Raw genomic sequence first — 14,080 nt, forward strand, 5'->3', positions numbered from 1 at the left:
GGCCGTGCTCAGAGCCTCCGTGTCGCCAGGAGCAGCCGGTCCCGGGCGTCGAACAGGGCGTCCTTCACCTGCTGCTCGTGCGCCGGGGTCAGCCGGGCCACCGGGACCGAGCAGCTGATCGCGTCCCGGGCCGGGGTGCGGTAGGGGAGGGCCACTCCGAAGCAGCGCAGACCCAGGGTGTTCTCCTCGCGGTCCACCGCGTAGCCCTGCTCGCGGACCCGGTGCAGCTCCTCGATCAGCCGCTCCCGGTCGGTGACGGTGTGCTCGGTGAGTGCCGGCAGCACCGGCGGCAGCATCGCCCGCACCCGCTCGTCCGGGAACGTGCTCAGCAGCGCCTTGCCCAGCGACGTCGAGTGGGCGGGCAGCCGGCGGCCGACGCGGGTGAAGGGCCGCAGATGGTGCTGCGACTGCCGGGTGGCGAGATAGACCACGTTCGTGCCGTCCAGCCGGGCCAGGTGGATGGTCTCCGCGGTGTCGTCCGAGAGCCGGTCCAGGGCCGGGCGGGCCAGCGCGACCACCTCGTCGCCGTCGATGTACGAGGTGCCGACCAGCAGCGCCCGCACCCCGATGCCGTAGCGCGTGCCGGTGGCGTCGGTCTCGACCCAGCCCAGCTCCGCGAGCGTGCGCAGCAGCATGTACAGGCTGGACTTCGGATAGCCCACGGCCTCCTGGACCGACGCGAGGGTGTGCATGCCGGGCCGGGCCGCGAAGTACTCCAGGAGTTCGACCGTCCGCACCGCCGACTTGACCGGTCCCGCGCCCCCCGTCTCACCTGTCGGCATCGTGCTCGATCCCCTTCGTTCGCCGAGTGGCTGTCGTCCGTACGGCTGGTGGCTGTAGTCTCCGAGCGTCCGTTGTTCATCACCGGAGACGTCGTTCAGTATAGAGAACGCTCTGGTGGCCGAACCCGTACTCAGGTGGAGGGACCCGCGGTGGCAGCAGCACCAGTCTGGAGCGTCGACCCCCGTACCGGGAAGCAGCGTGAACAGGTCGCGGTGGAGGCCACGGCCCGCGAGGTGGACGGTGCGGTCCGCGCCGCCCACGCGGCCCGCCACGCGCTGGCCGACCGGTCCGTGCGCGCCGCCCTGCTGCGCACCGCCGCCGACCGCCTGGAGGCGGCCGCGGAGCGGCTCGTCGAGGCCGCCGACGCCGAGACCGCACTGGGCCCCGCCCGGCTCACCGGCGAACTCGCCCGCACGTGCTACCAGTTGCGCGCCTTCGCGGGCCTCGTCGACGAGGGCGCCTTCCTCGACGTGGTCATCGACCACCCCGACGGCACCGCCACCCCGCCCGTGCCCGACCTGCGCCGCTACAAGGTGCCGCTGGGCGTCGTCGCGGTCTACTCCGCGTCCAACTTCCCCTTCGCCTTCTCCGTGCCCGGCGGTGACACCGCCAGCGCGCTCGCCGCCGGCTGCCCGGTCGTCGTCAAGGCGCACCCCGCCCATCCCGGCCTGTCCGAGCTGGTCGCGGAGGTCCTGCGGGCCGCCGCCGCCGAGCTCGGCCTCCCCGCGGGCGTGCTCGGGCTCGTGCACGGCTTCGACGCGGGCGTCGAGCTGATCGGCCACCCGCTGATCGCGGCGGCCGGCTTCACCGGCTCGGTCCGCGGCGGCCGTGCCCTGTTCGACGCCGCGGCGTCGAGGCCGGTGCCCATCCCCTTCCACGGCGAACTGGGCTCGCTGAACCCCGTCCTGGTCTCCGAGGCCGCCGCCGCCGAGCGCGGGGAGGCCATCGGCGCCGGGCTCGCCGCCTCCATGACCCTCGGCGCCGGCCAGTTCTGCGTGAAGCCGGGCCTGGTCCTGGTGCCATCCGACGCGGCCGGCGACGGCCTGGTGAAGTCCCTCGCCGACGCCGTCGGCGCCACCGGGCCGGGCGTCCTGCTCGACCACCGCATGCGGGACGCCTTCGTCTCGGGGGTCGCCGAGCGGGCCGCCCTGGACGGCGTCGGGACCCCGGTGGCGCCCGGCGCGGACGGCGAGCACACCGTGAGCGCCGGCTTCCTGACCGTCGCGGCGGGGACGCTGACCGCCGAGGGCGCCCACGACCTGCTGCTGGAGGAGTGCTTCGGCCCGGTCACGGTCGTCGCCCGCTACGACGACGACGCACAGGCCCGCGCCGTGCTGAGCCGGCTGCCCGGCAACCTCACCGCGACCGTGCACCTCTCCGAGGCGGAGACCGCGGGCGCCGGCCGGGGCGCGCGGATCCTCGCGGAGCTGACCCCGCTGGCCGGCCGGGTGCTGGTGAACGGCTGGCCGACCGGTGTGGCCGTGGCACCGGCCCAGCACCACGGCGGGCCCTACCCGGCCACCACCTCCACCTCGACCTCCGTGGGCTCCACCGCCGTCGAGCGCTGGCTGCGCCCGGTCGTCTACCAGGGCGCCCCCGAGGCCCTGCTGCCCCCGGAACTGCTCGACGGCAATCCCCTCGGCCTGCCCCGCCGCGTCGACGGCCGCCTGGAGCGCTGACCGGACCGGACCGGCCACGCGCCGTCGCCCCCGCCCTCGCCCCCGCCCTGCCCTTCGCCCTGCCCTTCGCCCTGCCCTTCGCCCCGCCCCGCCCTGACCCTCACCCCGGTCCCCGTTCTGACCCTCGCCGTCGCCGTCTTCGCTCGCCCGGGTGCGGACGGCGGCCGTACGGGTGCCCGGCCGGTGAACGGAACCCGGGCGGCCGGAGAACGCGTCCTTCTTCGCGTGATCAGCGAGCGAACGACCGGCAACCGGGTGATCCGCACCGTCCTGCGAGCCGAGGCGGAGACGGTCGCCGCGCTCCACGCGCGGGCGCGGGCCACGTACTACCCCGAGGGAGTGCCCGACGACGGCACCGACTGGACGGCGGCCTGGCGGGACGCCGCAGGGCGGCCCGACGGGCAGGTGCTGTGCGTCGTGCAGGAGGGCCGGATCGTGGCGCTCGCCTCCTTCCGGACCGTCCCGGGCACCGACGGCGGCACCGTCGACCTGCGCCAGTTCCATGTCGACCCCGGCCACTGGCGGACCGGGATCGGCCGGGCCCTGCACGCGGCCTGCCGGGAGCAGTGGCACGCCGACCGGCGGCGCACCGCGGTCCTGCGGGTGCACCGGGGCAACGAGCGGGCACGGGCCTTCTACGCCCGGCACGGCTGGCACCCGGACCCCGGGCGGCCGCACGAGGAGGGCGACCACCACCTCGCGCTCCGTCTCGACCTGGCCCCGGCGGCCCGGCCCGCGGAATGAAGCCGGCTGCTTGAAGGTTCACGTACCGGGTGGAGACGGTCTCCGCTCCCGTACGACCGAAGGAACCCGAGAGACATGCGCGTCGAGATCTGGAGCGACATCTCCTGCCCCTGGTGCTACGTGGGCAAGGCACGGTTCGAGAAGGCCCTCGCGGCGTTCGAGCACCGTGACCGGGTCGAGGTCGTGCACCGCTCCTTCGAGCTCGACCCGGACCGCGCGCGCGGCGACGCGGGGCCGGTCGTCCCGATGCTGGCCCGCAAGTACGGCATCAGCGAGGCGCAGGCCCAGGCCGCCGAGGACAACGTCGGAGCGCAGGCCGCCGCCGAGGGTCTCGCCTACCGCACCCGGGGCCGCGACCACGGCAGCACCTTCGACCTGCACCGGCTGCTGCACTTCGCCAAGGAGCGGGGCCGTCAGGACCGGCTCGTGCAGATCCTCTACCGGGCCAACTTCGCCGAGGAGCGGTCGGTGTTCACCGAGGGCGCCGAGCGGCTGGCCGAACTCGCCGCGGAGGCCGGCCTGGACGCCGAGGCGGCCCGCGCGGTGCTCGCCGACCCGGACGCCTACGCCGACGAGGTGCGTGCCGACGAGCGCGAGGCCGCCCGGCTCGGCGCGACCGGTGTGCCGTTCTTCGTCCTCGACCGCGCCTACGGTGTCTCGGGCGCCCAGCCGGCCGAGGTGTTCGAGCAGGCGCTCGTCCAGGCCTGGGGCGACCGCTCCCCGCTCACCCTCGTCCAGGACGACGGCGCCCAGGCCTGCGGTCCCGACGGATGCCCCGTCCCGCAGGGCTGAACGTGCAGGTCGGCGCCGATCCATAAGTGTTCCTTAGGGTGTTCACGCGAAAATTCGCAATGGACTGATAGGTCTTCGCGCTGCACAGTGGTCCCATGGAGACCTTCGACAGCCTCGTCCGCGCCGAGTTCGCCCCGGAGACCACCTTCCTCAACACCGCCGCCAACGGCCTTCTGCCGGCCCGTACCGTCACCGCGCTGGACGCCGCGGTCCGGATGCGGGCCGCGGGCCGGCCGCTGGGGCCGCTGTACGAGGACGTGGAAGCCGTCCGGGCCTCCTTCGCCCGGCTGACCGGGGTGGCCCCCGGGCGGGTGGCGACCGGCGGCTCGGTCGCCGAGTACGGCGCGCTCGTCGCCGCGTCGCTGCCGGCCGGGGCCGAGGTCCTCACCGCGGAGGCCGACTTCGCCTCCCTGGTCAACCCCTTCCACATGCGCGGCGACCTCAAGGTGCGGGCGGTGCCGCTGGAGCGGCTCGCCGAGGCCGTCCGCCCGGAGACCGCGCTCGTCGCGGTCAGCTCCGTGCAGTCCGCCGACGGACGGCTCGCCGATCTGGCGGCCGTGCGCGAGGCGGCCGCCGCGCACGGCGCCCGCACCTACGTCGACGCGTCCCAGTCCGCGGGCTGGCTGCCGCTGGACGCCGGGGCGTACGACTTCGTCGCCGCCGTCGGCTTCAAGTGGCTCCTCGGCCCGCACGGGGTCGTGCTCTTCACCGTTCCGGAGGACTTCGGCGGGCTCACCCCGCTGCTCGCCGGCTGGGTGGCGGGCGAGGAGCCCTGGGCGAGCTGCTACGGGCCGGTCGCCGAACTCGCCCGCTCCGCACGACGGTTCGACGTCAGCCCCGGGCTGTTCGGCTATGCCGGGCTGCGGGCCTCGCTCGCCCTGATCGAGGAACTCGGCGTGGCCGCCGTCCACGCCCACGACCTCGCGCTCGCCGACCGGTTCCGGGCCGGTCTCGCCGCCCGGGGACACCGGCCGCTGCCCTCCGAGGGCTCCGCGATCGTCTCGGTGCCCGGCCTCGGCCGCCACCAGGCGGCCCTGGACTCGGCCGGCATCCAGGTCTCCGACCGCGCGGGCAGTCTGCGGGCGTCCTTCCACCTGTACAACACGGAGGCCGACGTGGACCGCCTGCTGGACGCCCTGCCCCGCTGACCCGGCGCGGGAAGGGGTGAAGGGGGCCTGCGGGCAGGCCCCCTTCACCCCTCACGGCACAGCCGGCCGACCGGTCACCGGACCGGCGTGAAGTCCCTCGCGCCGATGAACTCCGGCCGCCGCACGGGAGCCGCGAAGGGCTCCACCGCGGCGTTCTCCACGCTGTTGAACACGATGAAGACGTTGCTGCGCGGGAAGGGCGTGATGTTGTCGCCCGAGCCGTGCATGCAGTTGCAGTCGAACCAGGTCGCCGAACCGGCCCGGCCGGTGAACAGCCTGATGCCGTAGTCGCTCGCCATGGCGGTGAGCGCCGCGTCGGACGGGGTGCCCGCGTCCTGCATCTGCAGCGACTTCTTGTAGTTGTCCTCCGGCGTGGCGCCGGCGCAGCCCAGGAACGTCCGGTGCGAACCCGGCATGATCATGAGGCCGCCGTTGGTGGCGTAGTTCTCGGTCAGCGCGATCGACACCGACACGGTCCGCATGTTCGGCAGACCGTCCTCGGCGTGCCAGGTCTCGAAGTCCGAGTGCCAGTAGAAGCCGCTGGCGCCGAAGCCGGGCTTGACGTTGATCCGCGACTGGTGGACGTACACGTCCGAGCCGAGGATCTGCCGGGCCCGCCCGACGACGCGCTCGTCGCGCACCAGGGCCGCGAAGACCTCGCTGATGCGGTGCACCTCGAAGACCGAGCGGATCTCCTTGGACCGCGGCTCGACGATGGAGCGCGGGTCGTCGCGGATCGCCGGGTCGTTGACCAGCCGCTCCAGCTCCTGCCGGTACACGGGGACCTCGTCGTCGGCGATGAGCTGGTCGATGGCCAGGAAGCCGTCGCGCTCGTACGACCGGAGGTCGGCCGCGGCGATCGGGCCGGTGGCGTCGGGGCCGCTCCAGACCACGGGGTCCTGGCGCGGGGTCGACACCTCGGCGGTGCCGCGGGTGGGGTAAAGGTCGGTGACGGTGGCGGTCACGCGGTCACACCTCCTCGGGTTCGGTGAGCAGGGGGTAGACGCCGTTCTCGTCGTGGTCCTCCCGCCCGGTGACGGGCGGGTTGAAGACGCAGAGGCAGCGGAAGTCCTGCAGGACACGCAGCGTGTGCCGCTCGTGGCCGTCCAGCAGGTACATGGTGCCGGGAGTGATCGAGTGCGTCGTCCCGGTCTCGTGGTCGGTGAGTTCGGCCTCGCCCTCCACGCACACGACGGCCTCGACGTGGTTGGCGTACCACATGGACGTCTCGGTCCCGGCGTACAGAACCGTCTCGTGCAGCGAGAACCCGACCCGTTCCCGGGCGAGGATGATGCGTTTGCTCTCCCAGGTCCCGGACGCTGCCTTCACATGGCGGTCGGTTCCCTCGATGTCCTTGAACGAACGGACGATCACGGTGGTGCGGTCCTCCTGCTTCAGACGGTGATGCCGGGTGCGGTCTCCCGGACGGCGCGGGCCAGCACACGCAGGCCCTCGTCCAGTTCCTCCGGCGTGATGGTCAGGGCCGGCAGCAGTTTGACGACCTCGCTCTCGGGGCCGGACGTCTCGATCAGCAGCCCCAGTTCGAAGGCCCTGCGGGCGACCCGGTCGGCACGCGACTTGTCGTGGAACTCCAGGCCCCACACCAGGCCCCGGCCGCGGTACTCCTTCACGTCGGAGAGGTTCTCCTCGGTGATCTCGATCATGGCCTGCTCGACCTGCTCGCCGCGGGCACGGGTCTGCTTCTCCATGGCGGAGCCGTCGGCCCAGTAGCTCTCCAGCGCGGCCGTGGCCGTGACGAAGGCCGGGTTGTTGCCGCGGAAGGTGCCGTTGTGCTCACCGGGCTCCCACACGTCCAGCTCCGGCTTGAACAGGCACAGCGACATGGGCAGGCCGTAGCCGCTGATGGACTTGGACACGGTGACGATGTCCGGGACGATGCCGGCCTCCTCGAAGGAGAAGAACGCTCCGGTGCGGCCGCAGCCCATCTGGATGTCGTCCACGATCAGCAGCATGTCCCGGCGCTCGCACAGCTCGGCGAGCCCGCGCAGCCACTCCGGGCGGGCCACGTTGATGCCGCCCTCGCCCTGCACGGTCTCCACGATCACGGCGGCCGGGTGGTTCAGGCCGGACCCCTGGTCCTCCAGGAGCCGCTCGAACCAGAGGAAGTCCGGCACCTTGCCGTCGAGGTAGTGGTCGAAGGGCATCGGCGTGCCGTGCACCAGCGGGATGCCGGCGCCCGCCCGCTTGAAGGCGTTGCCGGTCACCGCCAGCGAGCCCAGCGACATGCCGTGGAAGGCGTTGGTGAACGACACGATGGCCTCGCGGCCCTTGACCTTGCGGGCCAGCTTCAGCGCCGCCTCGACCGCGTTGGTGCCGGTCGGGCCCGGGAACATCACCTTGTACGGCAGGTCGCGGGGCCGCAGCACCAGGTCCTGGAAGGTACGCAGGAAGGCCCGCTTGGCCGTCGTCGACATGTCGAGGCCGTGCGTGACGCCGTCCCGCTCCAGATAGTCGATCAGCGCGCGTTTGAGGACCGGGTTGTTGTGCCCGTAGTTCAACGAGCCCGCTCCGGCGAAGAAGTCGAGGTACGCGTGTCCGTCCTCGTCGTGCATACGGCTGCCGCGCGCACGGTCGAAGACGGCGGGCCAGCCGCGGCAGTAGCTGCGCACCTCGGACTCCACGGTCTCGAAGACGCTGAGGTCGGGCTGGGTGATGGTCACGGCGAATCGCTCCTCAGTGCGACAGGGGTCAACGGGAATGCGACGGAACTGAGCTGACGGGAAGTCCGGTGAGCCGGCGGACCGGGCCTCGGGGGCGGGTCCGGCGGGGGACGGCGTCAGGACCGCGGGCCGGCGGTCAGGGGGCCGATGCGGTACAGGACCTCCGGGTCGTGCGGTCCGTCCGGGAACTGGCCCCGGTCGAACAGCACTTCGCGCTCGACCCGGGCACCGTGCCGCGCGGCGAACGACGTGAACAGCCGCTCGGAGGCGGTGTTGCCCGGCGTGATGGTGGTCTCCACGCTGGTGAGGGGCTGCTCCCCGGCGACCCGGGAGACCAGCCCGTCGAGCAGTCGGGCGGCCAGGCCCCGGCCGCGGTGCCCGGCGTCGACGGCCACCTGCCACACGAGCAGCGTCCCCGGGCGGTCCGGACGCAGGTACCCGGTCACGAATCCCACGGGCTCCCCGCCCGCGCCCCGGGCCACCGCCGACGTGCCGGCGAAGTCGCGGCACCACAGCAGATAGCTGTACGACGAGTTCAGATCGAGGTTCCCGGATTCCTTGGCGAGCCGCCAGAGAGCGGCTCCGTCGGCAACGTCAGGTCGTTCGATGAGCAGGTCTGCGGGTGCGGCAGTCATGCCAATTGAATTTAGCGAGGCAAATTGAAAATTGCATCGCCGGACACTCTTACGCCTGGCGGGCTTTCGTGTTATCACGCGGGCGCGAGAGCTGGGTGATTTGTGGAGATTTGCCGGGTGATGAAAGGGGCAAACCGGATGCGGTGTGGCATGCGTCACGTCGCTGTAACGTTCACGAAATCGTGGCGTTTAGCCCTGGGGAAACCGGGCAGGAGAATATGGGCGGCTAAGCTCGACTGAATTTCATAATTCATGGAATTGAGATGTTTACAGGACGGTGTCGAGCGCCGCAAGCCCCTTGCCGACCGCTTCCGCCCGTATGCCCGCCCGGAAGTGACTGGCCCTGGTGACCCCCCAGGGCGTCGCGCCCCGCCTCGCCCGGGACCGGCGGCGGCAGGGGGCGCTCGGCGGTACGGGGCCCGTGGTCCGGCGCGGCGGGCTTCCCTCAGGACCGGCGGGACGCCGCCGCACGCAGCCGGTCGGCGAAGGCCTCCGGAGCGTCGACGAACCCGGTGTGCCCGCCGGGGAACGCCGTCGGCTCACGTCCCAGCGCGCGGGCCAGCGCGCGGGACGCCCGGTTGCACAGGTGCCCGGCGGACCTCTCGCCGACGCCCACCACGATACGGGCGGCCACCGCCCGCAGAACCGCCGGATCGGGATGCCAGCCGACGGTGCCGCGCAACTCGTGCCCGAACCAGCGGCGTTCGTCCGCCACCTGGCGCGGGTCGCGCTCTCCGCCGAACCGCCTCTCGATCACCGGCCCGGACATCGGGGTGCCGGCCAGCGCGAAGAACTTCCGCCACGCGCCCGTCACATCACCCGCCGCATGGGTCGCGACCAGGTCGTCGGCCGCCGTGCGCAATTGCTCACGGTCCTCCAGCAGCTCGATCAGCGGCGGCTCGTGGGCGACGACGGTGTGCACCCGGTCGGGACGGGCCTGGGCCAGGGCGAGCGCGCTGACGGCGCCCCCGCAGGAGCCGAGGACGGCGGCCGGTCCGGCGCCGGTGTGAGCGATCAGCCGGGACAGGTCGTCGGCGCGCAGGCGGGGTGTCGAGTCCTGGCCGGGATCCTTGAGGATGCTGCGGCCGATGCCGCGCGGATCGGCGGTGAGCACGGTGTGGTCGTCGGCCAACCGCTCCGCCAGGGGGGCGAACTCCGCGGCGCTCATCGGGGCGCCGGCCAGCACGATCAGGGGGCCCTCGCCCCGCACCTCGTAGTGCAGCCGTGCGCCGGGCACCCGCAGCGAGCGGACGGTGGCGGTGTCCGCCGGGTCGGTGGTCATGTCGGTCTCCCGGAGTCTGTCGTGCGACGGGAGGTCCGCCCTCCGCGCCGGTGTCCCAGGCTGCCGGGCCGCCGGGGGCGGTGCCGTCCCCCGCGAGGGCCCTTCACCGGGGGAGCGCGGTGTCCGCCGGGTGGGGGACGCGGCCGGCGGGACCGGGCTTCCCGGACGCCGGTGCGGGGCCGTCGGCCGGACGCGGCGTCATGGGGACCGATCGTGCGGCCCCGCACGCCCCGGGGGTGGATGCGGGGGCCGGGGGGCGGGCCGGCCGCACGGTGTCCCGGTGTCCCTCCGGGGGCGGGGTCCGGGCGTGGGTTCGCAGGCCGAAGAGCGGGTTCCCCATGGGAATGATTTGAGTATGTCAAACATTTCCTTATAATCAGAGCGCACTGTTGTCCAACTGGAGGTCCATCCGTGAACACCGCCCTCGGCCGTCGGAGCCGTGTCCTGGCCGCCGCCACCGCGACTGCGGGGCTGGTGCTCGTGGCCGGCTGCTCCTCCGACGGGGACGGCGGCGGCGCGAAGACCGCCGCCGGCGGCGTCGAGGTCGCCAAGGCCGGGCAGCTCACCACCTGCACCCACCTGCCCTACCCGCCCTTCCAGTCGGAGATCGACGGCAAGGTGCAGGGCTTCGACGTCGCGCTGATCGACCTGGTCGCCGAGGACCTCGGGGTGCGGCAGACGATCCTCGACACGCCGTTCGAGAACTTCAAGACCGGCGCCTTCCTCAACTCCGGCCAGTGCGACCTCGCCGCGGCCGGCATGACCATCACCGACGAGCGCAAGAAGAACGTGGACTTCTCCGCCCCGTACTTCGACGCCACCCAGGCGGTCCTCGTCGGCAGGAAGAGCGGCATCTCCTCCTTCGGCGATCTCAAGGGCCACAAGACCGGCGCCCAGGCGCAGACCACCGGTGAGGACTACGCCCGGAGCAAGGGCCTGGACCCGGTCTCCTTCGAGTCCTCCGACGCCGTCCTCAACGGGCTGCGCACCGGTCAGGTCGACGCCGTCGTCATCGACTACCCGGTCGTCCAGGGCTGGCTGAAGGACGAGGCCACCGCCGCCGCCTTCGAGGTCGCCGAGCAGGTCGACACCGGCGAGCAGTACGGCTTCACGGTCAAGAAGGGCAACACCGCGCTGCGCGAGGCCATCGACAAGGCCCTCGCGGACGCCCGCGCCGACGGCACGTACCGGGAGCTGTACGAGCAGTGGATCGGCCCGTACACCGAGCCGGCGTCCTCCTCCGGCGCGGGCAGCGCGTCCCCGGCCGCCTGATGGCCGCCGCGGACCTGCCGACCCGCCCGGCGAGGAAGCGGCTGACCCGGCGGCAGCGGCAGCGGCTGTCCCGGGGCATCCAGTACGTGGTGTTCGCGGCGGCCCTGCTCGCCGTCGCGCTCGCCGCCGACTGGGGCCGGCTGGGCAACCAGTTCGCCCAGGGCGACATCGCCCGCGAGATGTTCCCCGACGTCATCACGCGGGCGCTGCGCAACACGGTCCTGTACACGCTGTCCGGCTTCGCCGTCGGCATCGTCCTCGGCCTGGTCGTCGCGCTCATGCGGCTGTCGCCGGTACGGCCCTACCGCTGGGTCGCGGGCGTGTACATCGAGATCTTCCGCGGCCTGCCCGCCCTGCTGATCTTCGTCTTCATCGGGGTGGCCGTACCGCTGGCCTTCCCCGGCACCGAGATCCCCGGCGGGACGTACGGCAAGGTCGCGCTCGCCCTCGGCCTGGTGGCGGCCGCGTACATGGCCGAGACCTTCCGCGCGGGCATCCAGGCCGTGCCGAGGGGCCAGTGGGAGGCGGCCCGCTCGCTGGGCTTCTCACCGGCCCGTGCCATGGTCTCGATCGTCCTCCCGCAGGCCTTCCGGATCATCCTGCCGCCGCTCACCAACGAACTGGTCCTGCTCTTCAAGGACTCCTCGCTGGTGCTGTTCCTCGGGGTCACCCTGGAGGAGCGCGAACTGACCAAGTTCGGCCGCGACCTGGCCAGCACCACCGCCAACTCCACGCCGATCCTCGTCGCCGGCCTGTGCTACCTGCTGGTCACGATCCCGCTCGGCCTCGTCGTGCGCCGCATGGAGGCCAAAGCCCAGGAGGCCGTCAAGTGAGCCGACCCGAGATCGAGATCCGCGGCCTGCACAAGTCGTTCGGCGCCGAGGAGGTGCTGCGCGGCATCGACCTGGAGATCGGGCAGGGCGAGGTCGTCTGCGTCATCGGCCCCTCCGGCTCCGGCAAGTCGACCCTGCTGCGCTGCGTCAACCTGCTGGAGGAGCCCACCCGCGGGCAGGTCCTCGTGGGCGGCACCGAGGTGACCGACCCGGACGTCGACATCGACGCCGTGCGCCGCCGGATCGGTATGGTCTTCCAGCAGTTCAACCTCTTCCCGCACCTCACGGTGACCGAGAACCTCACCCTGCCGCAGCGCCGCGTCCTCGGCCGGGGCAAGGCCGAGGCCGCGCGGGTCGCGGCCGAGAACCTGCGCCGGGTCGGCCTCGCCGGGAAGGCGGACGCCCACCCGTCGTCCCTCTCCGGCGGCCAGCAGCAGCGGGTGGCCATCGCCCGCGCGCTGGCGATGGACCCCGAGGTGATGCTGTTCGACGAGCCGACCTCGGCGCTCGACCCGGAACTCGTCGGGGACGTCCTCGCGGTCATGCGGATGCTGGCCGACGAGGGCATGACCATGATGGTGGTCACCCACGAGATGACCTTCGCGCGGGAGGTCGCCGACCGGGTCGTCTTCATGGACGGCGGCGTCGTCGTGGAGGACGGCCGTCCCGAGGAGGTCGTCGCCCGCCCCCGGCACGAGCGCACCCGGAACTTCCTGTCGCGGCTGCTCGACCCCGCCCCGGCCGGGCCGGAGCGGCGGACCGGAGACCGGGCGGGCGCGCCCGACTGACCCCTCACTATCGTGCGGTACATGAGCGAACGCGCGGTGCTGCACGTGACGGGCCGGGTCCTGGTCGGCCCCGACGAGGCCAGGGACGAACTGTGGGTCGTCGACGGGCGGATCTCCTACGACCGGCCCGCCGGCGCCCGCGACGTGCGCACCGTCGAGGGCTGGGCGCTGCCCGGCCTGGTCGACGCGCACTGCCACGTCGGGCTGGACGCGCACGGGGCGGTGCCCCGGGACGTGGCCGAGAAGCAGGCGCTGACCGACCGCGAGGCCGGCACACTGCTGATCCGGGACGCGGGTTCCCCCTCCGACACCCGGTGGACCGACGAGCGCCCCGACCTGCCGAAGATCATCCGTGCCGGCCGGCACATCGCCCGTACCCGCCGCTACATCCGCAACTACGCCTGGGAGATCGAACCCGCCGACCTCGTCTCCCATGTCGCCCAGGAGGCCCGGCGCGGTGACGGCTGGGTCAAACTGGTGGGCGACTGGATCGACCGCGACCTGGGCGATCTGTCGGCGTGCTGGCCGCGCGAGGCGGTCGAGGCGGCCATCACCGAGGCGCACCGCCTCGGTGCCCGCGTCACCGCCCACTGCTTCGCCACCGACTCGCTGCGCGACCTCGTCGAGGCCGGCATCGACTGCGTCGAGCACGCCACCGGCCTGACCGACGACCTCATCCCGCTGTTCGCGGAACGGGGCGTCGCCATCGTGCCGACCCTGGTCAACATCGCGACCTTCCCGCGGCTCGCCGACGGCGGCGAGGCCAGGTTCCCCCGCTGGTCGGCCCATATGCGCCGGCTCCACGAACGCCGCTACGACACCGTCCGCAACGCCTACGACGCGGGCATCCCGGTCTATGTGGGCACCGACGCGGGCGGCTCCCTCCCGCACGGGCTGGTCGCCGAGGAGGTGGCCGAGCTGGTCCGTGCCGGTCTGTCGCCCGCAGAGGCCCTCGCGGCGACCACCTGGTCCGCCCGTGCCTGGCTCGGCCGGCCCGGCCTGGACGAGGGAGCCCCCGCCGACCTCGTCGTCTACGACAGCGACCCGCGCGCCGACGTCCGCGTGCTGGCGGACCCCCGCCGGATCGTGCTGGAGGGGCGCGTCGTCGGCTGAGGCGGCCGGGGAGGAGCCCGGTGCGCCGCCCGGTCCGGGGGTCCGGACCGCCGTCCGTGTCACCCGGGTCACCGCATGGATCACCCGGCCCGCCGGGTCACCTCGTCCGCCCGGCGTCGTTGTGCACTCCCGCGCGTACGCCGTGGCGTCCACCTGCAGGTTCGCTCTCCTTCACCGTTGCGGGGCACGCCGGGGAACACCCGTACCGAGAAAACCGAACGACAGGACGGAGATCCCACGATGGTGTGAAGTCACGGAGGAACGACGCCCGTTCACTCTCCGTGCGTAATTCTTGCGGGGTCCCACGCATGTCTCCTCTGGGGGTCCCAC

Annotated in this window: 14 protein-coding genes; 8 read left to right on the forward strand and 6 right to left on the reverse strand. The window is 72.9% G+C overall.

Features of this window, described 5'->3' with window-relative positions; translation table 11 throughout:
* Nucleotides 1-8: 8 nt before the first annotated feature.
* Complete coding sequence (locus AC5K6T_RS06690; RefSeq protein WP_493206470.1) at nucleotides 9-782, reverse strand: IclR family transcriptional regulator; 774 nt, start codon at nucleotides 780-782, stop codon at nucleotides 9-11.
* A gap of 150 nt (nucleotides 783-932) precedes the next feature.
* On the opposite strand from AC5K6T_RS06690, the gene AC5K6T_RS06695 reads away from it, so the two are divergent.
* The 4 genes from AC5K6T_RS06695 (at nucleotide 933) to AC5K6T_RS06710 (ending at nucleotide 5,146) form a co-directional block, all read left to right on the forward strand.
* The gene (locus AC5K6T_RS06695) at nucleotides 933-2,462 is read left to right on the forward strand and encodes an aldehyde dehydrogenase (NADP(+)) (protein WP_493206472.1); all 1,530 of its coding nucleotides are present in this window, start codon (nucleotides 933-935) and stop codon (nucleotides 2,460-2,462) included.
* 225 nt (nucleotides 2,463-2,687) lie between these two features.
* The gene (locus AC5K6T_RS06700) at nucleotides 2,688-3,206 is read left to right on the forward strand and encodes a GNAT family N-acetyltransferase (protein ID WP_493206473.1); all 519 of its coding nucleotides are present in this window, start codon (nucleotides 2,688-2,690) and stop codon (nucleotides 3,204-3,206) included.
* Between the two features lie 75 nt (nucleotides 3,207-3,281).
* Nucleotides 3,282-3,998, forward strand: a complete 717-nt coding sequence (locus AC5K6T_RS06705; RefSeq protein ID WP_493206474.1) for a DsbA family oxidoreductase — start codon at nucleotides 3,282-3,284, stop codon at nucleotides 3,996-3,998.
* A 95-nt stretch (nucleotides 3,999-4,093) separates the two neighbouring features.
* Nucleotides 4,094-5,146, forward strand: a complete 1,053-nt coding sequence (locus AC5K6T_RS06710) for an aminotransferase class V-fold PLP-dependent enzyme (RefSeq protein WP_493206476.1) — start codon at nucleotides 4,094-4,096, stop codon at nucleotides 5,144-5,146.
* A 74-nt stretch (nucleotides 5,147-5,220) separates the two neighbouring features.
* Here the strand turns inward: AC5K6T_RS06710 and thpD are convergent, their stop codons facing one another.
* From thpD to AC5K6T_RS06735, 5 genes are all read right to left on the reverse strand, one after another.
* Complete coding sequence (gene thpD / locus AC5K6T_RS06715) at nucleotides 5,221-6,111, reverse strand: ectoine hydroxylase (RefSeq protein ID WP_493206477.1); 891 nt, start codon at nucleotides 6,109-6,111, stop codon at nucleotides 5,221-5,223.
* Between the two features lie 4 nt (nucleotides 6,112-6,115).
* Complete coding sequence (locus tag AC5K6T_RS06720; protein WP_493206478.1) at nucleotides 6,116-6,520, reverse strand: ectoine synthase; 405 nt, start codon at nucleotides 6,518-6,520, stop codon at nucleotides 6,116-6,118.
* A 20-nt stretch (nucleotides 6,521-6,540) separates the two neighbouring features.
* Complete coding sequence (gene ectB / locus AC5K6T_RS06725; RefSeq protein ID WP_493206480.1) at nucleotides 6,541-7,827, reverse strand: diaminobutyrate--2-oxoglutarate transaminase; 1,287 nt, start codon at nucleotides 7,825-7,827, stop codon at nucleotides 6,541-6,543.
* 116 nt (nucleotides 7,828-7,943) lie between these two features.
* Nucleotides 7,944-8,462, reverse strand: a complete 519-nt coding sequence (ectA, locus tag AC5K6T_RS06730) for a diaminobutyrate acetyltransferase (protein ID WP_493206482.1) — start codon at nucleotides 8,460-8,462, stop codon at nucleotides 7,944-7,946.
* A gap of 445 nt (nucleotides 8,463-8,907) precedes the next feature.
* On the reverse strand, nucleotides 8,908-9,744 hold the full coding sequence (locus AC5K6T_RS06735) for an alpha/beta fold hydrolase (RefSeq protein ID WP_493206483.1): 837 nt from the start codon (nucleotides 9,742-9,744) through the stop codon (nucleotides 8,908-8,910).
* A 411-nt stretch (nucleotides 9,745-10,155) separates the two neighbouring features.
* Between AC5K6T_RS06735 and AC5K6T_RS06740 the strand changes: the two genes are divergently transcribed.
* Genes AC5K6T_RS06740 through AC5K6T_RS06755 form a run of 4 tightly spaced genes read left to right on the forward strand, consistent with a single transcriptional unit; the run spans nucleotide 10,156 to nucleotide 13,750 of the window.
* Entirely contained in the window at nucleotides 10,156-11,016 is an 861-nt protein-coding gene (locus AC5K6T_RS06740) for an ABC transporter substrate-binding protein (RefSeq protein ID WP_493206484.1), read from the forward strand.
* Entirely contained in the window at nucleotides 11,016-11,849 is an 834-nt protein-coding gene (locus tag AC5K6T_RS06745; protein ID WP_493206485.1) for an amino acid ABC transporter permease, read from the forward strand. Before AC5K6T_RS06740 ends, AC5K6T_RS06745 begins: the two co-directional genes overlap by 1 nt.
* A complete protein-coding gene (locus tag AC5K6T_RS06750; protein ID WP_493206487.1) occupies nucleotides 11,846-12,637 on the forward strand; it encodes an amino acid ABC transporter ATP-binding protein in 792 nt (263 codons plus the stop codon). Before AC5K6T_RS06745 ends, AC5K6T_RS06750 begins: the two co-directional genes overlap by 4 nt.
* A 21-nt stretch (nucleotides 12,638-12,658) precedes the next feature.
* Nucleotides 12,659-13,750, forward strand: coding sequence for an amidohydrolase family protein (locus AC5K6T_RS06755; RefSeq protein ID WP_493206488.1), 1,092 nt, complete (start codon nucleotides 12,659-12,661; stop codon nucleotides 13,748-13,750).
* Nucleotides 13,751-14,080 lie beyond the last annotated feature (330 nt).

The organism is Streptomyces sp. B8-7 (genome assembly GCF_058833805.1).